This is a genomic window from Hyphomonas sp. CY54-11-8 (genome assembly GCF_000682735.1).
Classification (GTDB): domain Bacteria; phylum Pseudomonadota; class Alphaproteobacteria; order Caulobacterales; family Hyphomonadaceae; genus Hyphomonas.
The window spans coordinates 55,443-76,701 of record NZ_AWFD01000008.1 but is presented as its reverse complement, the minus strand read 5'-3'; the positions used below and the strand labels follow the sequence as shown (position 1 = coordinate 76,701).

The 21,259-nt window shown below is 62.5% G+C and carries 26 protein-coding genes; 16 read left to right on the top strand and 10 right to left on the bottom strand.

The features are described from left to right. Positions 1-2: 2 nt before the first annotated feature. Entirely contained in the window at positions 3-1,004 is a 1,002-nt protein-coding gene (locus HY17_RS07860; RefSeq protein ID WP_034765404.1) for a P1 family peptidase, read from the bottom strand. An 80-nt stretch (positions 1,005-1,084) separates the two neighbouring features. Between HY17_RS07860 and ggt the strand changes: the two genes are divergently transcribed. Together ggt and HY17_RS07850 are read left to right on the top strand one after the other, a co-directional pair. Then, on the top strand, positions 1,085-2,902 hold the full coding sequence (gene ggt, locus HY17_RS07855) for a gamma-glutamyltransferase (RefSeq protein ID WP_034765402.1): 1,818 nt from the start codon (positions 1,085-1,087) through the stop codon (positions 2,900-2,902). Between the two features lie 20 nt (positions 2,903-2,922). Continuing rightward, positions 2,923-3,510 carry a thymidine kinase gene (locus HY17_RS07850; RefSeq protein ID WP_034765400.1) on the top strand — a complete coding sequence of 196 codons (588 nt, stop codon included), beginning with the start codon at positions 2,923-2,925 and terminating at the stop codon, positions 3,508-3,510. Between the two features lie 15 nt (positions 3,511-3,525). Here the strand turns inward: HY17_RS07850 and hemW are convergent, their stop codons facing one another. Further along, positions 3,526-4,701 (bottom strand): radical SAM family heme chaperone HemW, encoded by a 1,176-nt coding sequence (gene hemW, locus HY17_RS07845; RefSeq protein WP_051599825.1) that lies wholly within the window; start codon positions 4,699-4,701, stop codon positions 3,526-3,528. Beyond that, on the bottom strand, positions 4,698-5,303 hold the full coding sequence (gene rdgB / locus HY17_RS07840) for an RdgB/HAM1 family non-canonical purine NTP pyrophosphatase (RefSeq protein ID WP_034765398.1): 606 nt from the start codon (positions 5,301-5,303) through the stop codon (positions 4,698-4,700). Before rdgB ends, hemW begins: the two co-directional genes overlap by 4 nt. Before the next feature lie 134 nt (positions 5,304-5,437). On the opposite strand from rdgB, the gene HY17_RS07835 reads away from it, so the two are divergent. Genes HY17_RS07835 through HY17_RS07825 form a run of 3 tightly spaced genes read left to right on the top strand, consistent with a single transcriptional unit; the run spans position 5,438 to position 6,589 of the window. Then, entirely contained in the window at positions 5,438-5,959 is a 522-nt protein-coding gene (locus HY17_RS07835; protein ID WP_051599824.1) for a DUF2975 domain-containing protein, read from the top strand. Positions 5,960-5,969: 10 nt separating this feature from the next. Beyond that, entirely contained in the window at positions 5,970-6,209 is a 240-nt protein-coding gene (locus tag HY17_RS07830; protein WP_034765395.1) for a helix-turn-helix transcriptional regulator, read from the top strand. Between the two features lie 2 nt (positions 6,210-6,211). Beyond that, positions 6,212-6,589 (top strand): hypothetical protein, encoded by a 378-nt coding sequence (locus tag HY17_RS07825; RefSeq protein ID WP_034765393.1) that lies wholly within the window; start codon positions 6,212-6,214, stop codon positions 6,587-6,589. Between the two features lie 9 nt (positions 6,590-6,598). Here HY17_RS07825 and rph read toward each other — a convergent pair whose 3' ends face one another. Continuing rightward, positions 6,599-7,324: a ribonuclease PH gene (gene rph / locus HY17_RS07820; RefSeq protein ID WP_034765391.1), complete on the bottom strand. Its 726-nt coding sequence runs from the start codon at positions 7,322-7,324 to the stop codon at positions 6,599-6,601. A gap of 90 nt (positions 7,325-7,414) precedes the next feature. Here rph and HY17_RS07815 point away from each other — a divergent pair, with 90 nt between their 5' ends. The 6 genes from HY17_RS07815 to grpE all read left to right on the top strand — a co-directional run bounded on the left by HY17_RS07815 (position 7,415) and on the right by grpE (position 11,853). Continuing rightward, positions 7,415-9,085, top strand: coding sequence for a formate--tetrahydrofolate ligase (locus HY17_RS07815; RefSeq protein WP_034765387.1), 1,671 nt, complete (start codon positions 7,415-7,417; stop codon positions 9,083-9,085). Positions 9,086-9,158: 73 nt separating this feature from the next. Continuing rightward, entirely contained in the window at positions 9,159-9,455 is a 297-nt protein-coding gene (locus HY17_RS07810) for an autorepressor SdpR family transcription factor (RefSeq protein WP_034765385.1), read from the top strand. After that, the gene (locus HY17_RS07805) at positions 9,452-9,937 is read left to right on the top strand and encodes a DUF1648 domain-containing protein (protein WP_034765383.1); all 486 of its coding nucleotides are present in this window, start codon (positions 9,452-9,454) and stop codon (positions 9,935-9,937) included. The genes HY17_RS07810 and HY17_RS07805 overlap by 4 nt, the downstream gene beginning before the upstream one ends. A gap of 3 nt (positions 9,938-9,940) precedes the next feature. After that, entirely contained in the window at positions 9,941-10,165 is a 225-nt protein-coding gene (locus HY17_RS19900) for an SdpI family protein (protein WP_081813039.1), read from the top strand. 72 nt (positions 10,166-10,237) lie between these two features. Next, positions 10,238-11,296 carry a heat-inducible transcriptional repressor HrcA gene (hrcA, locus tag HY17_RS07800; RefSeq protein ID WP_233348706.1) on the top strand — a complete coding sequence of 353 codons (1,059 nt, stop codon included), beginning with the start codon at positions 10,238-10,240 and terminating at the stop codon, positions 11,294-11,296. Continuing rightward, positions 11,296-11,853: a nucleotide exchange factor GrpE gene (gene grpE, locus HY17_RS07795; protein ID WP_034765379.1), complete on the top strand. Its 558-nt coding sequence runs from the start codon at positions 11,296-11,298 to the stop codon at positions 11,851-11,853. The genes hrcA and grpE overlap by 1 nt, the downstream gene beginning before the upstream one ends. Here the strand turns inward: grpE and HY17_RS07790 are convergent. Together HY17_RS07790 and HY17_RS07785 are read right to left on the bottom strand one after the other, a co-directional pair. Then, positions 11,850-12,674: a protein phosphatase 2C domain-containing protein gene (locus tag HY17_RS07790; protein WP_034765376.1), complete on the bottom strand. Its 825-nt coding sequence runs from the start codon at positions 12,672-12,674 to the stop codon at positions 11,850-11,852. The genes grpE and HY17_RS07790 overlap by 4 nt on opposite strands. An 80-nt stretch (positions 12,675-12,754) precedes the next feature. Then, positions 12,755-12,943, bottom strand: coding sequence for a DUF2061 domain-containing protein (locus HY17_RS07785; protein ID WP_034765374.1), 189 nt, complete (start codon positions 12,941-12,943; stop codon positions 12,755-12,757). A 363-nt stretch (positions 12,944-13,306) separates the two neighbouring features. On the opposite strand from HY17_RS07785, the gene dnaK reads away from it, so the two are divergent. Further along, entirely contained in the window at positions 13,307-15,211 is a 1,905-nt protein-coding gene (dnaK, locus tag HY17_RS07780; RefSeq protein WP_034765372.1) for a molecular chaperone DnaK, read from the top strand. Positions 15,212-15,300: 89 nt separating this feature from the next. Here dnaK and pip read toward each other — a convergent pair whose 3' ends face one another. Next, the gene (pip, locus tag HY17_RS07775; RefSeq protein WP_034765370.1) at positions 15,301-16,257 is read right to left on the bottom strand and encodes a prolyl aminopeptidase; all 957 of its coding nucleotides are present in this window, start codon (positions 16,255-16,257) and stop codon (positions 15,301-15,303) included. 69 nt (positions 16,258-16,326) lie between these two features. Continuing rightward, complete coding sequence (locus HY17_RS07770) at positions 16,327-17,319, bottom strand: NADPH:quinone oxidoreductase family protein (RefSeq protein ID WP_034765367.1); 993 nt, start codon at positions 17,317-17,319, stop codon at positions 16,327-16,329. A gap of 96 nt (positions 17,320-17,415) precedes the next feature. On the opposite strand from HY17_RS07770, the gene HY17_RS07765 reads away from it, so the two are divergent. The 4 genes from HY17_RS07765 to HY17_RS07750 all read left to right on the top strand — a co-directional run bounded on the left by HY17_RS07765 (position 17,416) and on the right by HY17_RS07750 (position 19,823). Next, a complete protein-coding gene (locus HY17_RS07765) occupies positions 17,416-18,285 on the top strand; it encodes an isoaspartyl peptidase/L-asparaginase family protein (RefSeq protein WP_034765364.1) in 870 nt (289 codons plus the stop codon). Beyond that, positions 18,282-18,602, top strand: coding sequence for a hypothetical protein (locus tag HY17_RS07760; RefSeq protein WP_034765361.1), 321 nt, complete (start codon positions 18,282-18,284; stop codon positions 18,600-18,602). Before HY17_RS07765 ends, HY17_RS07760 begins: the two co-directional genes overlap by 4 nt. Positions 18,603-18,606: 4 nt before the next feature. Next, a complete protein-coding gene (locus tag HY17_RS07755; RefSeq protein WP_034765359.1) occupies positions 18,607-19,107 on the top strand; it encodes an RNA methyltransferase in 501 nt (166 codons plus the stop codon). A 194-nt stretch (positions 19,108-19,301) separates the two neighbouring features. Beyond that, positions 19,302-19,823 (top strand): invasion associated locus B family protein, encoded by a 522-nt coding sequence (locus tag HY17_RS07750; protein WP_065383163.1) that lies wholly within the window; start codon positions 19,302-19,304, stop codon positions 19,821-19,823. A gap of 4 nt (positions 19,824-19,827) precedes the next feature. On the opposite strand, the gene HY17_RS07745 is transcribed toward HY17_RS07750, so the two are convergent. Beyond that, positions 19,828-20,457: a 1-acyl-sn-glycerol-3-phosphate acyltransferase gene (locus tag HY17_RS07745; protein ID WP_051599823.1), complete on the bottom strand. Its 630-nt coding sequence runs from the start codon at positions 20,455-20,457 to the stop codon at positions 19,828-19,830. A 146-nt stretch (positions 20,458-20,603) separates the two neighbouring features. Next, positions 20,604-21,242 (bottom strand): OmpA family protein, encoded by a 639-nt coding sequence (locus HY17_RS07740; protein ID WP_034765357.1) that lies wholly within the window; start codon positions 21,240-21,242, stop codon positions 20,604-20,606. Positions 21,243-21,259: the final 17 nt, after the last annotated feature.

The following is a 21,259-nucleotide window of genomic DNA, read 5'->3' as shown; positions in this document are numbered from 1 at the left end:
CCTCAGGCCACTGCGCCGGACTGCCGCCGCGCCTCATGCACGCCGCGCGTAATCGCCCGGGCCAAAGTCGAGGCAGCTAACTCTCCGATCCGGGTCACAGTCAACGGGTCCGGAGCCGGCAAGGCTTCACTTGCGGTTGATAGCACGAATACCGCGTCTCCGTCGAAGGGTGCAAATACCGGCCGGATTGCACGGGAGAATCCCGATAAAGCCATCTGAGCAATCCGGCTGGCCTGGGCAGGCGTCAGCGGAGCGTCTGTTGCAACACAGGCGATCGTTGTGTTCTGGCCGAGGACCGGATTGACCTTCGCCGCACCCCAATCGTCCGGATCCATCGCGAAATCTGCCGGAGGCCGCACTCCGCCAAACTCACCGTCCAGTTCATACGGCCAGGCCCAATAAACGTCAGTTCCGGGCATCAAGACCGAACCGAAGGCGTTCACACACGCGAGCGCTCCAACGGTGAACCCCTCCGCCGTCACGGCACTGGCCGAGCCCGTGCCGCCCGGATGCTGGCCCGCGCGCGCGCCGTGCCCCGCCCCAGCGCGCCCGAGGTCGAAATCTTTCGAAGCGGTTTTGAAAGCCTCAAGGCCAAGCGCCGCATAAGGCGCAATACCGGTCCAGTTCTTGTCGCCCCCATTCGCCAGATCGTACAGAATGGCTCCGGGCACGATGGGCGTGGGCGGCACACCGGGCCGTTCGACCAGGCTGAACCCGCGTCCCGCCTCTTTGAGACCCGCCATCACGCCATCAGCTGCACCCAGTCCAAATGCGCTCCCGCCGGAAAGGAAAATTGCATCGACATGGTCCACCATTGCGCCAGCTGAAAGCAGGTCCGTTTCCCGAGTTCCCGGCCCTCCCCCGGCGACAGCACAGGCGGCAATCACGGGAGTGTCCGGCAGGATCACTGTGACACCTGTATCGATGCGGGCATCTTGTGCCTGTCCGACACGCACACCTGCGACATCAGTGATGAGATTCCGTTTCCCGGCTGCTGTGGCCATTGCAATGTCCTGTCGGTCTTTCCCTTTGGGATTCACTCTCTTAAGGTCCGCCGCGACTCACGCAAGCCAAGGACACTGCCATGAAGATCGCCCGCCCCCTCCTTGCCGCCCTCCTCCTGTCAGCCTGCGCGGCACCGAACGGGAAGCAGGATGTCTCGGCATCCGAAGCGGCTCAGAGCGCGGCAGACGCAGCCGCCAGCCAGACTTCGGAAGCGGCGCCGGAAGCCGTCGACGCAACTGCTTGGACCAAAGGCGCCATGGTAGCGGCGGCAAATCCTGAAGCCGTCGAAGCTGGTCTGGAGATGCTGCGCAAGGGTGGCACAGCGGTCGATGCGGCAATTGCGGTGCATGCCGCGCTTGGCCTTGTGGAACCGGAGAGCTCCGGCATCGGCGGTGGTGGTTTCATGGTCTATTATGACCATGCGAGCGACGAGATCACCGTGTTCGACGGACGTGAGCGCGCGCCGGCCGCAGCCACACCGGAATATTTCATGAAAGACGGCGAGGTGATGGACTACATCTCCTCCTGGCAGTCCGGTCGGTCGGTGGGCGTACCGGGCGCAGTCGCACTGTACAAATCCGCCCATGATGCTGCTGGCAAACTGGATTGGGACGAACTCTTCCAGCCTGCGATCAAGCTCGCCGAAGACGGTTTCGTGGTAGAACGCAAGCTCGCTGCCACGCTCGCCAGCGACCGCCTTCAACAATACGTCCGGCTCGATGATCTCCCGGAATCCTCAGCCTACTTCTATCCGGATGGCGTACCGCTGGCGGAGGGGGCGATCAAGACAAATCCAGCCTACGCCGAAACGCTGAAGCGCGTTGCAACCGAAGGCCCGGCCGCCTTCTATTCCGGAGAGATCGCTGAATCGATCGCCTATGCCGTATCCCACGACCCGTCCCTGCCAGGTGCAATGACGGTAGAGGACCTCGCCAATTATGAGGTCGCTGTCCGTCCAGCGCTCTGCGGTGTGGAGCCAGATGGCTACAAGGTATGTTCAGCCCCGCCGCCATCTTCCGGCGGCGTGACGCAGAACATGATCCTCGGCCTGTACGACCGGCTCAAGCCGACCAGCGAAGAAGACGCAACCGAGGAAGGTTTCCTGAAAGCCTTCGTTGATGCCCAGCGCCTGACCTATGCCGACCGCGACCATTATGTCGCCGACGCCGATTTCGTCCCGGTCCCGGCCGCAGAACTGATCGATCCGACATATCTCGACGTGCGCGCGACTGAAGTCTTCGCACCGGACGAGCATGCAACGCCGGGCGATCCGGGGATCGCACTCGGCCGTGGCCCGATGCGCCAGATGTGGGGTGAGGACCCGACTGATCATCGTCCGGGCACGACGCATTTCTCGATCATCGACCCGTACGGCAATGCCGTCTCCATGACGATGACCGTGGAATCAGCCTTTGGAAACTCGGTGATGGTTCACGGCTTCGTGCTGAACAACCAGCTGACCGATTTCTCGCGTGAGCCTACGAAAGGCGGCAAGCCGGTCGCCAACGCCGTTGCGGGCAACAAGCGCCCGCGTTCGTCCATGTCGCCGACGCTCGTCTTCGATCCGGATGGTGATCTGTTCATGGTCACCGGTTCGCCGGGAGGAAACTCCATTGTCGCCTATGTCGCCAAGACGCTGGTCGGTGTGCTCGAATGGGGCAAGTCGGCGCAGGAATCCATCGACCTGCCGAACATTATCGCCCGCGGCGATGTGGTTGGCGTGGAAGTCGACCGCGAAGGTGGACCGGAAGCGGCCGAAGCCCTGCGTGAGATGGGCTACAATGTCGAAGAACGTCAGGGCGAGAATTCCGGTCTGCATGTCATCATCGTGCGCGAAGATGGCCTGGAAGGCGGGGCGGACCCGCGCCGTGACGGGGTTGCACGCGCCCTCGAATAGACGACAACGCCTCATCTCCTATGGCCAAGCTCTATTTTTCCTACGCCGCCATGAATGCAGGAAAGTCGACGATTCTGCTTCAGGCGGCGTATAATTATCGTGAGCGGGGAATGGATGTCCTCCTGCTCACGTCGGCCCTCTACAAGGACGACGACGCCGGCCATATTTCGTCCCGCATCGGCATCAGCGCCGATGCCACACTGTACACGAACGAAACAGATCTCTTCTCCCTGGTGAAGAACAGGCAGGCCGAACACCGCATCGATGCGATCTTCGTCGATGAGGCCCAGTTCCTGACGAAAGATCAGGCCTGGCAGCTCGCCCGTGTAGCTGACCGCCTGGATGTGCCGGTTCTGGCCTACGGCCTGCGCACGGATTTCCGCGGCGAACTGTTCGAGGGCTCCGCTGCCCTGCTCGCGATCGCAGACTCACTGCGCGAAGTCCGTACGATCTGCGAATGCGGGCGCAAGGCGACCATGGTTGCGCGTCTGGGTCCGAACGGGAAAGCCCTGACCGAAGGCGACCAGGTCTCCATCGGAAAATCGGTCTATGTCTCGCTGTGCCGACGGCACTGGGAAGAAAGAATGGGGCGCCAGCCTCCCGCATAAGGCCGACCCGCGGGATCAGGACGCTAGCTGGGCTGTCAGCGCGTCGGCCAGCAATCGGCCCGATGGCGTCAGCGACAGGACGCCCTGGTCGAAATTGACCCAGCCCTGATCGACGAAGACGGCAATTTTTTCACGCGATACCGGCCTGCCGGACACGGCCTCGATCCGCGCCACGTCAATGCCGCTCGCGGGACGTAGCCCCATGGCCAGCAACTCCTGCGCGATCGCATTTGCATCCAGCCGCTCAGCATCGCCCCAGCCGGAGCCGAGCGCCTGGACATTGGCCATGTAGACTTCGGGGCGGCGGTGCGCCTCATAGGCATAGCGATGCCCGCTCACGGTCACGCGGCCATGCGCGCCGGGCCCTGCTCCGATCCAGTCCCCGCCCTGCCAGTAGATGAGATTGTGCACGGATTGGTATTCCGGCGACATGGCATGATTGGATACTTCATAGGCCGGCAATCCTGCCTTCTCCAGAAGATCCTGTGTCAGCTCGAACATGTCGGCCTGATCATCGTCGGGCATGGGGTTGATCTGGCCCCGCCCGACGGCAAGCCCAAACGCCGTCCCTTCCTTGATGGTCAGCTCGTAGAGAGACAGGTGCGGCATGCCCATGGCCAGCACGTCTTCCAGTTCGTTCTGCCAGTCATCCGTCTGCTGACCGGGCCGGGCATAGATCAGGTCGACGCTGACAGACCGGAACACGCGCATCGCCCGCGCAACGCTCGCCCGCGCGCCGTCGGCATCATGATCACGGCCGAGAAAGGCCAGCGCTGAATCGCGCAATGACTGGACACCAACGGAAAGCCTGTTCACGCCGGCACTTTTCAGGCCCGTAAGATCGGCCCGCATCACATCGTTCGGATTCGCTTCCAGCGTGACTTCCGCGCCCGGTTTCACACCGAACACATCATCCGCAGCTATCAGGATGCGCTCGACATCTTCTGGCGCCAGCAGCGATGGCGTCCCGCCGCCGAGATAGACAGAGTCCAGCGCGCCATGCTCCGGCATGCGCTGGCGGTGCTCGCGAATATCGGTGCAGATCGCGTCGACCAGCAAGGACGGATCACGGTCCTTTGCGGCATACACATTGAAATCACAATACGGGCAGATGCGCGCGCAATAGGGCCAATGCACATAGAGGCCAAACCCGAAATGCGGACCGAAAGGATGCAGGGCGTCGTCCGTCACGACAGAAGCGCCGCCTTCAATTTGCGGAAAGCATCGGCGCGGTGGCTCATCGCATGTTTCCGGTCCGGATCCATTTCGCCGAAGGTGATCGTTTCTCCATCGGCGACGAAGATCGGGTCATAGCCGAAGCCCTTCTGCCCTCTCGGCGGCCAGACAAGCTGTCCATGCACTTCGCCCTCGAAGACTTCCTCATGCCCATCCGGCCAGGCGACGGCGAGCGCGCAGACGAATTTGGCAGACCGGTCTGAATTGCCGGCCGCCTGCAGCTCTTGCTCCACCCGGGCCATGGCAACACCAAAATCGCGCGGCTCGCCTGCCCACCTTGCGGAGTAAATGCCGGGGGCTCCGTCTAGCAAAGTGACCGACAGCCCGGAATCGTCCGACAGGGCCGGTGCGCCCGTTTCGGCCGCCGCGGCCCGCGCTTTCAGCAGCGCATTGCCGGTGAAACTGCTCTCAGTTTCTTCAGGCTCTGGCAGGTCCAGATCAATAGCAGAGACAACTTCGAGACCCAAGGGCTCGAACAAGTCCTTGAGTTCCCTCACTTTTCCCTTGTTGTGTGTGGCGGCGATCAACCTGCCGGAGGACAGGGTGCGATGTGTCATATTTCGCCCTTCTGAAATGGTTCCATTCTTGCTTTCGTCACAAATTCCTATATCGTTATTCGGTAAGAGCTTGTAGAGAAGCAACGCTCAGTCCGGCATAGATCATCCAGCGGAAAGGATGAAGAGAAGAAGGCATGACAGGTAAAACGCGCAATTCCATGGCGGCGATCATGACAGTCCTCGTCACTGTCGTCATGTGGATGACGGCTGCCATCGGCGCCATCGTTCTCCTGGCCGGCGGTATTGAACTCGTTTCGATGCTCTCCGGGTCTCCCATCAGCATCGGCGCCATCAAGGTCGACGATCACGATATCTCCGTTCCCGAACTTGCCGCCGGCCTGGTCGGTGTGCTGGTCGTGGTCTGTGCGGTGGTTTTTGTGAGCCTCGAATTGCGCAAGATACTGGCAACTCTCGCGGCGGGCGATCCGTTCGTGCCGGAAAATGCCGTTCGCCTCACCCGCATCGCCATCGCAATCGCCATTACCCAGCTGATGCGGTACGTCATCGCCATCTTCGTGGGGCTGATGGTCACCGGTACATCGCTTGAATTTTCCGTTGACCTTATCGCCTGGGCGTCTGTGGCCGCCCTGTTCATTCTCAGCCAAGTCTTCCGGGAAGGCACACGCCTTCGCGACGAAGAAAAAATGACCATATAGGAGGGTAGCCATGTCTATTCGCGTAACCCTCGATCGTGTCCTGTTAGACCGCCGCATGTCCCTGACGGAACTGTCGGAACGTGTCGGCGTGACGCTCGCCAATCTTTCCATCCTCAAAACCGGCAAGGCGAAAGCCATTCGCTTCTCCACCCTGGAAGCACTGTGCCGGGAACTCGGCTGTCAGCCGGGAGACATCCTCATCTTTGACTCCGAAGATGACGGCGCCACCGAACGCGTCGCGGCGGAATAGCGATGCGGGACGGTCTCTACGATTCAGGAGATGTCGTCTCGATCCGCTTTGGCGGTGTGCTCAGACATTATGGCGTCGTGACTTCACGCGGGACCGTGATCTGCAATTCGCGCCTGCATGGCGGCGTGGTGGAACAAAGCTTCGAAGCTTTTTCAGCCGGACGTGATGTGCGCCTGCATGGCCGCTACAGCGATCTCGAAGGGTATCATGTCGAGCTGCGTGCCCGGCGCCATCTCGGCAAGGAATATGACCTGTTCGGGTCCAATTGCGGCCACTTCGTCCGCCACGCGCACCGCCGCAAGCCGACCCCGATGCAGGTCGCGACAGCCACCGTACGAACACTCGGCGACATGCTGGGCGGGCCGAAGCCGCGCTATTGAGCTGCCTGCTTAGGCGAGCGCCGCACGCTGGGCGGCGAACAGTTCGTTACAGCCCTTCTCGGCAAGACGCAGCATTTCATCCAGCTCGACGCGTGTCAGCGGACGCTCCTCGCCGGTGCCCTGAACTTCGATGAAGCCGCCGTCAGAACTCATGACAACATTCATGTCAGCCTCGCCTGCCGAGTCTTCCGGGTAATCCACGTCCAGAACGGGATGATCCTGATAGACGCCGACCGAGATGGCGGCGGCCTGTTTCACGATCGGGTTCGCCGGGATCACGCCCTCATCGACAAGGTATTTGCAGGCCAGCGACAAGGCGACAAAGCCGCCCGTGATGGACGCTGTCCGCGTGCCGCCGTCGGCCTGCAGCACGTCACAATCGATCGTGATCTGGTTCTCGCCAAGGGCAGCAAGATCGCAGACCGAGCGCAGTGAGCGACCGATCAGGCGCTGGATCTCTTGCGTCCGGCCGGACTGCTTTCCAGCCGCGGCTTCGCGTCGACCGCGGGTGTGCGTCGCACGCGGCAGCATGCCGTATTCCGCCGTCACCCAGCCGCGCCCCTGCCCTTTCATCCAGCCCGGTACCCGGTTTTCCCAGCTCGCCGTGCACAGGACATGCGTATTGCCGAACTTCGCCAGGCAAGAGCCTTCCGCATAGCGGGTCACTTCGGTCTCGAGGACGATCTCGCGCATCTGGTCAAAGGGGCGGCCTGACGGGCGGACGAGCTGGCTCATGGGGGACCTCCTGTTTGGTGCCACGCCTGATTGCGGGTTTTGCCGCACCTGTCTACACCGGATCGCCTAGGGAACAGAAAGCGGGGGTCCATGACCAGCGACATCACGATTGCGCGGGGTGCGAAGAAACTGCCTATCGGACAGATCGGTCAGCGTCTGGGAATTGGCGCACAGGACCTCATCCCCTTCGGCTACGACAAGGCAAAGATCAGCAGCCACTACCTGGCCAGCCTGAAACAAAAGAAGGATGGCAAGCTCATCCTGGTGACGGCGATCAACCCGACGCCGGCGGGTGAAGGCAAGACCACGACCTCCATCGGCCTCGCCGATGCGCTGCGCCGTCTGGACAAGAACGCCCTGCTCTGCCTGCGCGAGCCTTCGCTCGGCCCTTGCTTTGGTATGAAGGGCGGCGCCACAGGCGGCGGCCGTGCACAAGTCGTTCCAATGGACGACATCAACCTGCACTTCACGGGTGATTTCCACGCCATCACGTCAGCGCACAATCTGCTGGCGGCGATGATCGACAACCATTTGCACTGGGGCGCGGAAACCGGACTGGAACCGACCCGTGTTGCCTGGCGCCGTGTGCTGGACATGAATGACCGCAATCTGCGCCAGATCGTGACCGGACTTGGCGGCTCCGGCAACGGCTCGCCGATGGAATCCGGCTTCGACATCACGGTCGCTTCGGAGATCATGGCCATTCTCTGCCTCGCCAAAGATGCCCACGATCTGGAAGAACGGCTGGAACGGATCGTGGTCGGTTACAAGCGCGGCCGGGTGCCAGTCACCGCGAAGGACATCAGCGCTGTGGGCGCGATCATGGCGCTACTGCGCTACGCCCTGCTGCCGAATATTGTGCAGACACTGGAGAACAATCCCGTCCTCATCCATGGCGGGCCGTTTGCGAACATCGCGCATGGCTGCAACTCGGTCATCGCGACAAAGGCCGCGCTGAAGATGTCGGACTATGTCGTCACCGAAGCCGGGTTCGGGGCAGACCTCGGCGCCGAAAAATTCTTCAACATCAAATGCCGCCAGGCCGGGCTCGCACCATCTGCCGCCGTGCTGGTCGCTACTGTCCGTGCCCTGAAAATGCATGGCGGACTGTCGTTGAAGGAGTCTGCCTCTGTCGGCTATGGCGCGCTGGAAGCCGGGCTCGCCAACCTTGGCCGACATATCGAGAATCTGAAGAAATTCGGCGTGCCGGTGGTGGTGGCGATCAACCGGTTTACCTCCGACACATCCAGCGAGCTGGCAGCGGTTGAAGCCTACTGCCACGATCTGGGCGTGCCGGTGTCGGTCTGCACGCATTGGGCTGAAGGCAGCCGCGGCGCAGAAGACCTTGCCCGCAAGGTCGTCGAGACAATCGATACCAAGCCTGCAGAATTCAAACTGCTCTACCGGGACGAGGCACCCCTGCTCGAAAAGATCGAAACCGTGGCGCGTGAAATCTATCGTGCCGAAAAGGTCGAGGCGTCGGACAATGTCCGCGCGGCGCTCCGGCGAATGGAAGAGGCCGGCTTTGGCCATCTGCCGGTCTGCATGGCCAAGACGCAGTACAGTTTCTCCAACAATCCAAAACTGGTCGGGGCGCCGGAGAAACACGTTCTGCAATTGCGGGAAGTGCGCCTGTCGGCAGGCGCCGGATTTGTCGTGGGCATTTGCGGGGACATCATGACCATGCCCGGCCTGCCCAGGCATCCGGCCGCCGAGGGCATTTCCCTCAATACCGACGGCGAAATCGACGGCCTCTACTAATGTGACAGCTCCCTGCTCTGCCCGCAGAAATTTCATAATGGACCCTAATTAGCATTTTTGCTAATTAGCAGAAATGCAAAACGCTGTCTTCAAGGCCCTGTCCCATCCTGCCCGCCGGCAGATCCTGGCGCTTCTGCGCAAGGGGCCGCAGCTTGCAGGCGATCTTGCTGCCGAATTCGACACGAGCTGGCCGACCATGAGCCGCCACCTCGCCGTATTGAAGGACGCCGAACTGGTGACCGCCGACCGGCAGGGCAACCAGATCCTCTACCGTATCAACACCAGCGTCCTGGAAGACGCCGCCACCGCCTTGCTCGGCTTGATCGGCCGGGATGACGGTGATGACCCCATCAAGGAGGCAGCCGAATGAAACCCTTTGTCCGTAACGGTCTTCTGATCACCCTAGGGGCGACAGCTGCCAGCGTTGCCATCTCGGTGGCAGCCATCCATGCGCTTCCGGCCTCCGGAGAATTTCCAATCCATTGGGGGCCTTCGGGCGCCCCCGACCGCTGGACTGACCGAGCCGGAGCCATCCGCTTTCTCTGGACCCTGCCGGTGATCACGCTGGCGGTCGGCCTGCTAATGGCGGCCCTGCCCTCGATCGATCCGCGGAAGGGCAATATCGAAACCGGCCGGCGCGGCTATGTCGCGATCTGGCTGGCGGTCATGGTGCTGCTGACCTGCATCCATGGCGGTGTCGCCCTTCAGATGACCCGCGTCGGAGAAGCTGCCGAGGGATCCGGTCAGATGGTTCGCTGGATCATCGCTGGGGCCTCGGTCCTGTTCATCATCGTAGGAAATTACCTGCCCAAGACCCGGTCCAGCTTCTTCTTTGGCATCCGCACGCCGTGAACGCTGTCGTCCGATACGGCTTGGGAAAAGACGCACCGGGTGGCGGGGCCGCTGTTCATGGCAGCAGGGGCGCTGGGCCTTGCCGGGGCGTTCATTTTTGATGGTCTGCTACTGGCCGTCCAGCTGACCGCCTGGGTCGGGCTCGCCGCGATCATTTCGGTAATCTATTCCTATTTCGCATGGCGCAGCGCCCAGGATCGGGAACATGGCACCAACCTCACGGTGTGAGGCCTATTGAATGCGGGCCATCGGCCCCCTATCCATTTTGGTATGCAAACGCATCCGGACACACAATCGCTGATGCAGCGCCTCGACCAGCGCTCGCGGGACATTTTCCGCGAGATCGTCGAGGGCTATCTGGCGACCGGGGAACCTGTCGGCTCGCGCACCCTGTCCAAGGGCAGCATCGCCCTCTCCCCTGCGTCGATCCGGAACGTGATGGCGGACCTGACCGAGCTCGGCCTTCTGGACGCACCGCACATCTCCGCCGGGCGCGCACCGACCCATATGGGCCTGCGCCTCTTTGTGGACGGTTTCCTGGAGATCGGTGAACCCGCCCGGGCCGACCGCCAGACGATCGACGACCGCCTGAAATCGGCCGGCGCCGACTTCGAGAACGTGCTGTCCGAAGCCTCCGATATCCTTTCGGGCCTTGCGGGCGGCGCGGGCCTTGTCTCCTCTCCGAAGCGCGACGCCGCCGTGCGCCATGTCGAATTTCTGCCGCTCGGCCCGCGCGATGCCATCTGCATCCTGCTGACCGAGGATGGCGATGTCGAAAACCGCTTCATCCAGGTGCCCGAGGGCCTGCCTTCCACGGCACTGATCGAAGCGGGCAACTACCTCTCCACCCGCATGAAGGGCCGCACACTCGCGGAAGCGGCACAGGATGTGCGGGAGGAGCTGAGCTCCCGCCGTGCGCAGCTTGATGTGACTGCCGCCGGCCTTGTCGAACAGGGGCTCGCCCAATGGAGCGGCGAAACACCCGGCCGGGGCCGGTCCCTGATTGTGCGAGGCCGCGCAAACCTGCTGGAAGATGCCAAAGCCGCCGAGGATCTCGACCGCGTACGCCAGCTATTCAATGAGCTGGAGCGCCAACAGAACGTGCTGGATATCCTCGATACGACACGGGAAGCCGGTGGGGTGCGACTCTTCATCGGCTCTGAAAACCAGCTTTTCCCGCTATCAGGTTCAAGTGTGATCGTCGCGCCCTATATGGGAGGCGGAAAACAGGTCATCGGCGCCCTTGGCGTGATTGGGCCGACGCGGCTCAATTATGCAAGAGTGATCCCGATGGTAGACTATACAGCGAAGGTCGTGGGCGAGATCCTCTCCCGCCGCCGCGCCAAGGACGGAAAATGATGAGCGACGAAGCGAAGACTGAAGACACGGAATCTGTCGAAACGCCTGAAAACGCCGCCCCGGAAGAGGCGACGCCGGAAGATACGATCCTCCGCCTCGAAGCGGAAAAGGAAGAGATGCGCGGCCAGCTGCTGCGCACGCTGGCTGATCTCGACAACACCCGCAAGCGCGCCCAGAAAGAGGTCGCCGATGCGCGGGTCTATGCGATCGAGAAGTTCGCGGCAGACCTGCTCAGCGTCTCCGACAATCTCGCCCGCGCCCTCGCCGCCCTGCCGGACGGGGATCGCGACGCGCTCTCGGAAGCCGGCAAGAACCTGCTCGGCGGCATCGAGATGACGGAGAAAGAACTGCACACGGCGCTGGCCCGCAACGGCGTGTCCGTGATCGCGGCCCTGCCCGGCGACGCGTTCGACCCGAACCTGCACCAGGCCGTGGCGAACGTCCCCTCCCCGCAGGCGCCGGGCACGATCCACGACGTGTTCCAGACCGGCTGGAAGATCGGCGACCGTGTCCTGCGCGCCGCCATGGTCGCCGTCAGCGCAGGCTCCACGAACTAGACTTCGATTTTCAGGTAAACCGCTGAAGCATCGTCCCTGCGCTTGATGCGGGGGATGTCTTCGTGGGGCGTGTCTTCGAAGTCGCGCAGCACGCGGATCAGGGCGGGCAGACCCCGCTCAGACAGGTCCGCCATCAGGCTTTCCAACGTGTGCGTCGCGTAGGGCGAGATGAGCCGGTAGAGGCCGTCGCTCACCAGGCAGACTTCGTGGCCCGGTTTCACCGTCGCACGCTGGATTTGGAGGTTGCCGGCGACCGCCGGGCCTAGACCGAAAACACCTCCGACTTCGTTAGAGAGCCGCCGGCTCTGACGCAGCCAACCCATGCGTTCTTCCGGCGTCAGGGCCATCACGCGGCGGGCTGCGGCGGTCTCGTCTTCCACCTTTTCCGCATGACCGATCAGGCGCACCTCTGACCCGGACCGGACGAGCGCCATGCAGTCGCCCATGAAGACAAAAACCGCCTCGTCGCCCTGCAGCCACATCCAGATACCTGCAGCGATTGGCAGGGCCTCGCCCGGTAATTTCTCCAATGGAATCCGGCTTTCGGCTTCGGCGCGCTGACGCACATCAGCGAGGACGGCGGCGAAATAGGCCTCGGGTGTCTCGCCGCTCTGAGGCCCCTGCATCAGCCGGTCTGACAGGGCTTCGGCGATCCAGGCCGCGCCGCTTTCGCAGGCCGGGAACGGGCGCAAATCGGTCACATCGGTCGCCCCGTCCAACACCCAGGCGGTGCCTGCGGCAGCGTCGAATCCGGCCCGGTCATCACCTGTTTTGCCCGGCACGCCGGGGTCGTTCACCGTGCTGATGACTTCCAGCTGCATCGCCCCGCCTTTTCGTCATGCGCCTTCAGGTAGAGGCCTAGCACGGTTCGCCCCCGCCCGCACATGAACGCTTTGAGACGTTACCGGACGGGCGTGGCGCGGGCCCAGGCGCGTTCGTGCAGCGTGTAGGCGGCCGTCTGCACCAGCGGTTCGATCAGGCCGATGGCCAGCGCGGCGTGCCAGCTGCCGGTCAGGATGAGGGCCACCGTCATCGCCACTGACAGGTGCATCAGGCTGTAGGTCATCGTCTTGAACGCTTGCAATGACATCTGTTGGATAACTCCCGCTCCAGACCATGAAGAACACCAGGAACAGACCATGTAAGGACCATGAATAGCGCCTGTTCCACCGGCCAATCTGGCCCAAGTGCGAATGATTCTCAAATAAATCCTGCAATTCGCTGCCATAGGCGCGGTCTATGGCCGCAAAGCACAGCGAGACATGGAAAAGGCGTCGCAGGCCTCTTGTGACGCGTTGAAATTTCCCCATATCCCAGACCGAACGGGCGAACAGGTTCAAACCCTCCATTCGCCTACTCAAAACGTCACTTGCAGAGCCATCTGCCTTGCGGGGCTGCTAAGCAGACCGCGCGAAACTGGGCGGGTGGCGGCTAAAGGAGAGAGAGACACAAAATGAGTAAGATTATCGGTATCGACCTCGGGACCACGAACTCCTGCGTTGCCGTCATGGAAGGCGGCCAGGCGAAGGTCATCGAGAACGCAGAAGGCGCGCGCACGACCCCGTCCGTCGTTGCCTTCACCGAAGGCGGCGAGCGCCTCATCGGCATGCCGGCACGCCGGCAGGCCGTGACCAACCCGGATTTCACATTCTACGCCATCAAGCGCCTGATCGGCCGTCAGTTCGACGATCCGACCGCGCAGAAGGATAAGGCCATCTCGCCTTTCGAGATCGTCAAGGGCCCGAATGGCGATGCATGGGTCAAAGGCCGCGACAAGGACTACGCCCCGCAGGAAATTTCCGCCTTCATCCTCACCAAGATGAAGGAAACCGCAGAAGCCTATCTGGGCAGCGAAGTGACCCAGGCCGTCATCACGGTCCCGGCCTACTTCAACGACGCCCAGCGTCAGGCCACGAAAGACGCCGGCAAGATTGCCGGTCTCGAAGTGCTGCGCATCATCAACGAACCGACGGCAGCTGCCCTCGCCTATGGCCTCGACAAAGGCGAGAACAAGACGATCGCCGTTTACGACCTTGGCGGTGGTACGTTCGACGTCTCGCTGCTGGAAATCGGCGACGGTGTGTTCGAAGTTCTGTCGACGAACGGCGACACCTTCCTCGGCGGTGAAGACTTCGACCTTCGCATCGTCGACTATCTCGCCGAAGAGTTCAAAAAGGATCAGGGCATCGACCTGAAGACGGACAAGCTGGCCCTCCAGCGTCTGAAGGAAGAAGCCGAAAAGGCCAAGAAAGAGCTGTCGTCCGCTTCGCAATACGAAGTGAACCTGCCTTTCATCACGGCGGATGCGACTGGCCCGAAACACCTCAACATCAAGCTGACACGCGCCAAGTTCGAAACCCTGGTCGAGGACCTCGTGAAGCGCACCATCGCGCCGTGCGAGAAAGCACTCAAGGATGCCGGCAAGTCGGCTTCCGAGATCGACGAAGTGGTTCTGGTCGGCGGTATGACCCGTATGCCGGCTGTCCAGGAAGCGGTGAAGAAATTCTTCGGCCGTGAACCGCACAAAGGTGTGAACCCGGATGAAGTGGTCGCCATCGGCGCCGCGATCCAGGGCGGCGTGCTGCAGGGCGATGTGAAGGATGTGGTCCTTCTCGACGTGACCCCGCTGTCGCTCGGTATCGAGACGCTCGGCGGCGTGTTCACCCGCCTGATCGACCGCAACACGACGATCCCGACCAAGAAGTCCCAGGTCTTCTCGACGGCTGACGACAACCAGCCCGCCGTGACGATCAAGGTCTTCCAAGGTGAGCGCGAAATGGCCGCTGACAACAAGATGCTCGGCCAGTTCAACCTCGAAGGCATCCCGCCGGCCCCGCGCGGCGTGCCGCAGATCGAAGTGACCTTCGACATCGACGCCAACGGCATTGTGTCCGTGTCCGCCAAGGACAAGGCCACCGGCAAGGAACAGGTCATCACCATCCAGGCCGATGGCGGTCTCTCGGAAGACGACATCAAAGGCATGATGGCAGACGCTGAAGCCAATGCAGGTGCCGACAAGGCCCGCCGCGAACTGGTGGAAGCGAAGAACCACGCCGAAGCCCTGGTGCACCAGACCGAGAAGCAGCTCGAAGAGCATGGCGACAAGGTCTCCGAGGACGTCAAAGGCGAGATCGAGAAAGCCGTCGGCGAGCTGAAAGAAGCCCGCGAAACGGACAATCTCGCAGACATCCAGGCCAAGCATCAGGCCCTGATGTCGGCCGCCATGAAACTCGGCGAAGCCATCTACGCCAGCCAGCAGGAGTCGACCGCTCATGCTGACGCGGCAGCGGACGCCGCTGCAGATGGCGACGATGTGGTCGATGCCGACTTCGAGGAAGTCGACGACGACAAGAAATAATCCGTCAGATAACGGAAAAGACAAAGCCCGCCGGATCGCACCGGCGGGCTTTTCATTTGAGACTCAACTAGCAGTGTCCGTCAGCGCCCTCAGGCCTTGCCGGCATATTTGTCGGTCGCGCGGATCAACTGGTCGAGGATGCCCGGCTCCGAATATGCGTGGCCCGCCCCTTCGATGGGATAGAAGTCCGCTTTCGGCCAGGCCTTGTGCAGTTCCCAGGCCTGCCGCATTGGGCACGGCATGTCATAGCGGCCGTGCACGATCGTGCCGGGAATGTCCTTCAGCCGTCCCGCATCGCGCAGCAATTGTCCGTCTTCGAACCAGCCTGCATGAATGAAATAGTGGTTCTCGATCCGCGCGAAGGCGAGTGCAAATTCGGCCTCGTGGAACTGGTCCGAGGTGGACGGTTCCGGCAGCAGGGTGATGGTCTCCCCTTCCCACACGCTCCACGCCTTGGCGCAGCGCAGTTGCTCCTCCCGGTTATCGCCGATCAGGCGCTTGCGGTAGGCGGTGACGAGATCGCCGCGTTCCGCTTCCGGGATCGGGGCGATGAAGGCGTCGTACTTTTCCGGGAACATTTCGGACACGCCGAACTGGTAGTACCAGTCCATCTCCGCCTTGGTCAGCAGATAGATGCCGCGCAGCACCAGCTCGCTCACCCGCTCCGGATGGGTTTCGGCATAGGCAAGCGCCAGCGTCGAGCCCCAGGACCCACCGAAGACCTGCCACTGGTCCACACCGGCCATCTCGCGCAGGCGTTCGATATCCGCGACGAGGTGCCAGGTCGTATTGTTGTCGAGGCTGGCGAATGGTGTCGACCGCCCGCAGCCGCGCTGGTCGAACAGGATGATGTCGTAAAGCGCCGGATCGAACAGGCGCCGGTGACTGGCCGAACAGCCGCCGCCCGGCCCGCCATGCAGGAAGACAGCCGGCTTTGCGCCTTTTGTGCCGACGCGTTCCCAATAGACGCTGTGGCCGTCCCCGGTATCGAGGAAGCCGGTCTCGAAGGGTTCGATTTCGGGGTAAAGCGTGCGCAAGTCTGTCATGGCGTTTCTCCGGTACCAGCCCCTTCTCTAGATCAGGAGGCCGGTACCGGGAAAGCCATGGACTGCCGCTTAGTCGATGACGATGACGACCTTGCCCTGGGCCCGGCGTTCCGTCAGTTCAAGGATGGCATCGGCCGACTTCTCCAGCGGATAGGTGTTGGAGACGTGCGGACGGATCTTGCCAGCGGTGTAGAGCTCGAACAGTTCCTTGACGTTCTGCGCATGCGCCTTCGGATCGCGGGCCACCGCCGCGCCCCAGAACACGCCGCGGATGTCGCAGCTTTTCAAGAGGGTCAGGTTCAGCGGGATCTTCGGAATGCCGGCCGGGAAACCGATCACGAGGAAACGGCCTTCCCAGTTCATCGCGCGCAGTGCTGGCTCGGCATAATTGCCTCCGACGCCGTCATAGATGATGTCCACGCCGCCGCCGGAGATTTCCTTGATGTCGTTCGAGAAGGCTTTCATGCCGTCCTTGTCGAGCTCGCGGGCATAGACGAGGCCCTTGTCGGCGCCCTTGCCGAGGCAGAAATCCACCTTCTCCTGGCTGGAACAGGCCGCGATGACTTCGAGGCCCATCGCCTTGCCAAGCTCGACCGCCGCGATGCCGACACCGCCAGCCGCGCCGAGGACGAGCAGCTTCTCGCCTTTTTTCGGGTCCGCCCGGTCCTTCAGGGCGTAATAGGACGTGCCATAGGTCATCATGAACGCCGCCGCCTCGGCGAACGGCATGTCGTCCGGGATGGGCATCACGGAATGGGCCGCCGCGACGGCCAGTTCCGCCATGCCGCCATTGCCGATGGACGCCAGAACCCGGTCGCCGGGCTTCACATGGGTGACGCCTTCCCCGACTGCTTCGACAAAGCCGGCCACTTCGCCACCCGGGCTGAACGGACGCGGCGGCTTGAACTGATACATGTCCTTGATCATCAGCGAGTCCGGGAAGTTCACCCCGCACGCCTTCACCCGCACCAGAACCTGGTTCTTGCCGTATTCCGGCGAGGCGATCTCTTCGAGGACCAGAGTTTCCGGTCCGCCGACTTCTTTCGACAGCACAGCTTTCATGAGCGCGCTTCCCTTCCTGTCTTGTTGTTTGCTGCGCCAGACGGTAGCGGTGTGGCCTTCATAATCCAAGCCTGACGTAAGGGAGTATTACCAGCTATGGCGAGGAAATGGGCCATCGCCCTGCATGGCGGCGCCGGACCGGTTTTCGGGCGCGACTATTCACGCGAAGAAGCGCACATGGCCGAACTGCTGCGCGAAGGCGGCAAACGGCTGGCCTCAGGCGTGGCCGCGCTGGACGTTGTGGAGGCCATGGTCGCGGCGCTCGAAGAGTCCGGCCTGCACCTGGCCGGAAAGGGCGCTGCGCCCAATAAGGACGGGCGATATGAGCTGGACGCGGCCATCATGGACGGGCGTACCCGCAATGCCGGGGCCGTTGCGGCCCTCTCCGGCATCATCAGCCCCATCGCCGCTGCCCGGATCGTCATGGAGCGCACGCCGCACGTGCTGATCGCGGGCGAAGGCGCCTGGGCGCTGGCGACGGAATATGGCCTGCCAGAAGTGCGCGACCCCGATACCTATTACCAGCCGGTGGAAGAGCGCTGCCTGCTACCGGCCCGGGCCATGGGCACGGTCGGCGCGGTGGTGCTGGACCAGTATGGCGACCTCGCGGCCGCCACCTCCACCGGCGGGGTGAAGTCCAAGACCCCTGGCCGGGTGGGCGATACGCCCCTGATCGGGGCCGGCACCTGGGCGGATGAGCGCTGCGCCATCTCCTGTACGGGCCTTGGTGAGTATTTCATCCGCGCGGCCGCCGCTGCGGACGTTTCCGCCCGGATCCGCTATGGCGGCGCCTCGCTGGAGGATGCCGTGCAAGGCGCGCTGGACGATGTTAAACACCTCGGCGGCGAAGGCGGCATGATCGCCGTCGGCGCCGACGGAACGCTGATCACAGGCTCCAATTCCGGCGGCCTGAAGCGCGGCTTGATGGATGCCGACGGCCGGTTCGAAGTGGCAACCTTCGCATGATCGTCGCTGGCTGGATCGTTCTGGGCGTAACCGGTTTCACCCTGGTGCTGGCGGCGCAGATGCGGATGCTGATCTCGGTGTCGCTGCGCCGGGCGCTGGCAGAGAAATTCGGCGGTGACTATCGCGATGCCATCTACCGCGCCGCCATTGCGGCGGTCGGCACGTCGGCAGAGATCGGCGAGCACACCGCCTGGCTGGCTAAGACCTACCCTGCCCCGATCTCGCATTTGCGCCTTGCCCGGCGGGTGACTTATACAGCGCCAATGGCCATTCTTCTCTCTCTTGCCTATCTGCGCTTCATTGCGAGAGCATTCTGAGCCCATGCGCGGATATTTTGCCATCGGGTCGGAGCGGATCTCCAAGGCCATGAATCTCGGCGCGCTGATGCGGACGGCGAACGCGTTCGGGGCGAGCTTTTTCTTCTCTATCGACGCAGAGCATCGCCTGCGGGCGGCCTATGCCGCCGACACGTCCAAAACGGCGGGTCACATCCCGTACTACCAGTACGACACGATCGACGAGATGCAGCTGCCGCGCGGCTGCCAGCTGGTCGGCGTGGAGCTGACCGACGACGCCGTGATGCTGCCAACCTTCCGCCATCCGGTGCAGGCGGCCTATATCCTCGGCCCGGAGCGCGGCAGCCTGTCGCCGGAAACGATCGCCCGCTGCGACCATGTCGTGAAGATCCCGACCAAGTTCTGCATCAATCTCAGCCTCGCAGGCGCGATGGTCATGTATGACCGCCACCTCGCCCTCGGCGCCTATGCCCCGCGCCCCATCATGCCGGGCGGCGTTCCGGGAGATGGCAAGCTGCCGGGCTGACCCGCTCGCCTGAACCGCAAACAACAGCGGGGTTCATCCGGCGCTCACACCTTTTGTGCAAAGGTGCGGTTACAGAAATCGGCCGCCACAGCCACGTCATTCAGTTTGCCGAAGTTTGGCCTTAACTCTATGACACCTAGACTGGCGGCAGAAACCGAACCGGACGAGACGCTGTATAGAAGATGCATACATTTATGACCCCTTCCCTCCGCTTTTCTGGCCTCCGCTTTTCTGGCCTGCTAGCCGCCGCCGCTCTCCTCGCTGCCCCGCTCGCCTCAGCTGAGCCTGCAGCTGTGGGCCGCTACAAGGACTGGTCGGTCTTCACCGACACGACCGGCGGCGAAACGATCTGCTATGCGGCAACCCCGGCCACCGACAAGGCGCCGAAGAATGCCGACCATGGCGATGTCTGGTTCTATGTGACCAGCTGGAAATCCGGCCGTGCCCGCAACCAGCCAAGCCTCAAGGTTGGCTACAATCTGCGCGAAGACATGGCCCCGAAAGCGCAGGTCGGCCGGTCCAGTTGGACGCTGTTCGCCGTGGGCCGCGAAGCCTTTGCCGACGATTCCGACGATTCCCGCATCGTCACGGCACTGAAGAAAGGTTCGGAACTGCGCGTACAGGCCGTGTCAGCACGGAACACGCAGGTCGCCTATCACTTCTCGCTCAGCGGATCTGCCGCCGCCATCGACAAGGCCGCCGCCACCTGCCGCTAATGCCTCACTCCGGCAGAACGAATTTTTCCGGGTGCTTTCCTTCAGCATCGCGATAGTGCGCGACGATCTCGGCCATGTCTGCGCCGATGTCTTCGCCCGGCATCATCGGCCCTTCGAACCGCATTTCCCTTGTCCCGAAGTCCAGCACCGCGATCAGCATCGGCACACCGGCCGATTTCGCGATATGCCAGAAGCCGGTTTTCCAGTTTGCATTCGCATCCCGCGTACCTTCCGGTGAAATGGCAAGGTGGAGGGAGTCGGCCTGCTCGAAGGTTTCCCGCATCAGTGTGACGACATCGCCGGATTTCGATCGGTCGACCGGTACGCACCCTGCCCGGCGCACGAGCCCGCCGAAAGGGCCTGACACTAGCGAGGCCTTGCCCATCCAGCTGAGCTTCTGCCGATACCAGCCTGCTATGGCGAGCATCAGAAGGCCGTCGAAATTCGATGTGTGGGGGGCTGCGATCACGACCGACTTTGTCACATCCGGCCAGTCCGTCGCGACATGCCAGCCCGCCGCTTTCAGAAACAGCCAGGACATTCCCCGGATCCCTTCGGAAACGGCGCCGCGATATGGTCCGGATTTGCCGAATTTTCCGCGCGGGTTATGCACAGGGGCGTCTTCGTTGATCATGAGCGTCCCCTTGCTGGATATGTGTATAGACGTTCCGGACACAGAAGTCGCGTAGAGTCCGGCCGGAAAACGGCCAAAGAAAAAGGCCAGCCGTGTGCTTTGGCTGGCCTTTCCTTTATCTCACACCCTCAATAGGGTGAGGCAGCTTAGTAGCTGTCCTGCGTCACGGGCGTCAGGATGATCTCGACGCGGCGGTTGGCAGCGCGGCCTTCAGCGGTCGAGTTGTCGGCGATCGGCTGGGTTTCGCCCATGCCGATGGCGCGCATGCGGACCGAGGCAACGCCCTGGCTGACGAGGTAGTTCTGCACGGAAGCCGCGCGGCGCTGAGACAGCTGCATGTTGTAGTCATCCGGGCCATCCGAAGACGCGTGGCCAATGACGTCCACAGCCGTCGACGGATAGTCGACCAGCGTCGTGGCGACATCGTTCAGCGTGGCATAGAAGCCCGGTTTGATGGTCGAGCTGTCGACATCGAATGTGATGTTGGATGGCATGGTCAGCGCGATCTGGTCGCCCTGGCGCTCAACACCGATACCGGTACCAGCAGTCTGTTCGCGCAGTGCGCGTTCCTGCTTGTCCATGTAGTCACCGACGGCAGCGCCGGCGATGGCGCCCACTGCTGCACCGATTGCAGCATTGCGGCCGTCGTCCCCGCCCGCGAGCGTACCGGCTCCGGCTCCGAGGATCGCGCCGGCAGCGGCGCCGGTCCAAACGTTACGGCTGGGCCCTTCCGCACAGGCGGCGAGCATTGAGACAGCACAGACGGCAATGGCGAGACGTTTCATATTATCAGCTCCATATC

Coding starts and splice junctions, on each gene's coding strand:
- HY17_RS07745 (WP_051599823.1), bottom strand. CDS start 20,457: ATGATCAACGAAGACGCCCCTGTGCATAACCCGCGCGGAAAATTCGGC.
- pip (WP_034765370.1), bottom strand. CDS start 16,257: ATGACAGACTTGCGCACGCTTTACCCCGAAATCGAACCCTTCGAGACC.
- HY17_RS07835 (WP_051599824.1), top strand. CDS start 5,438: ATGACAGGTAAAACGCGCAATTCCATGGCGGCGATCATGACAGTCCTC.
- HY17_RS07825 (WP_034765393.1), top strand. CDS start 6,212: ATGCGGGACGGTCTCTACGATTCAGGAGATGTCGTCTCGATCCGCTTT.
- hrcA (WP_233348706.1), top strand. CDS start 10,238: ATGCAGCGCCTCGACCAGCGCTCGCGGGACATTTTCCGCGAGATCGTC.
- rph (WP_034765391.1), bottom strand. CDS start 7,324: ATGAGCCAGCTCGTCCGCCCGTCAGGCCGCCCCTTTGACCAGATGCGC.
- HY17_RS07760 (WP_034765361.1), top strand. CDS start 18,282: ATGATCGTCGCTGGCTGGATCGTTCTGGGCGTAACCGGTTTCACCCTG.
- HY17_RS07850 (WP_034765400.1), top strand. CDS start 2,923: ATGGCCAAGCTCTATTTTTCCTACGCCGCCATGAATGCAGGAAAGTCG.
- HY17_RS07815 (WP_034765387.1), top strand. CDS start 7,415: ATGACCAGCGACATCACGATTGCGCGGGGTGCGAAGAAACTGCCTATC.
- HY17_RS07790 (WP_034765376.1), bottom strand. CDS start 12,674: ATGCAGCTGGAAGTCATCAGCACGGTGAACGACCCCGGCGTGCCGGGC.
- HY17_RS07830 (WP_034765395.1), top strand. CDS start 5,970: ATGTCTATTCGCGTAACCCTCGATCGTGTCCTGTTAGACCGCCGCATG.
- grpE (WP_034765379.1), top strand. CDS start 11,296: ATGAGCGACGAAGCGAAGACTGAAGACACGGAATCTGTCGAAACGCCT.
- ggt (WP_034765402.1), top strand. CDS start 1,085: ATGAAGATCGCCCGCCCCCTCCTTGCCGCCCTCCTCCTGTCAGCCTGC.
- rdgB (WP_034765398.1), bottom strand. CDS start 5,303: ATGACACATCGCACCCTGTCCTCCGGCAGGTTGATCGCCGCCACACAC.
- HY17_RS07770 (WP_034765367.1), bottom strand. CDS start 17,319: ATGAAAGCTGTGCTGTCGAAAGAAGTCGGCGGACCGGAAACTCTGGTC.
- dnaK (WP_034765372.1), top strand. CDS start 13,307: ATGAGTAAGATTATCGGTATCGACCTCGGGACCACGAACTCCTGCGTT.
- HY17_RS07860 (WP_034765404.1), bottom strand. CDS start 1,004: ATGGCCACAGCAGCCGGGAAACGGAATCTCATCACTGATGTCGCAGGT.
- HY17_RS07805 (WP_034765383.1), top strand. CDS start 9,452: ATGAAACCCTTTGTCCGTAACGGTCTTCTGATCACCCTAGGGGCGACA.
- HY17_RS07765 (WP_034765364.1), top strand. CDS start 17,416: ATGGCGAGGAAATGGGCCATCGCCCTGCATGGCGGCGCCGGACCGGTT.
- HY17_RS07740 (WP_034765357.1), bottom strand. CDS start 21,242: ATGAAACGTCTCGCCATTGCCGTCTGTGCTGTCTCAATGCTCGCCGCC.
- HY17_RS07810 (WP_034765385.1), top strand. CDS start 9,159: ATGCAAAACGCTGTCTTCAAGGCCCTGTCCCATCCTGCCCGCCGGCAG.
- HY17_RS07750 (WP_065383163.1), top strand. CDS start 19,302: ATGACCCCTTCCCTCCGCTTTTCTGGCCTCCGCTTTTCTGGCCTGCTA.
- HY17_RS07755 (WP_034765359.1), top strand. CDS start 18,607: ATGCGCGGATATTTTGCCATCGGGTCGGAGCGGATCTCCAAGGCCATG.
- HY17_RS07785 (WP_034765374.1), bottom strand. CDS start 12,943: ATGTCATTGCAAGCGTTCAAGACGATGACCTACAGCCTGATGCACCTG.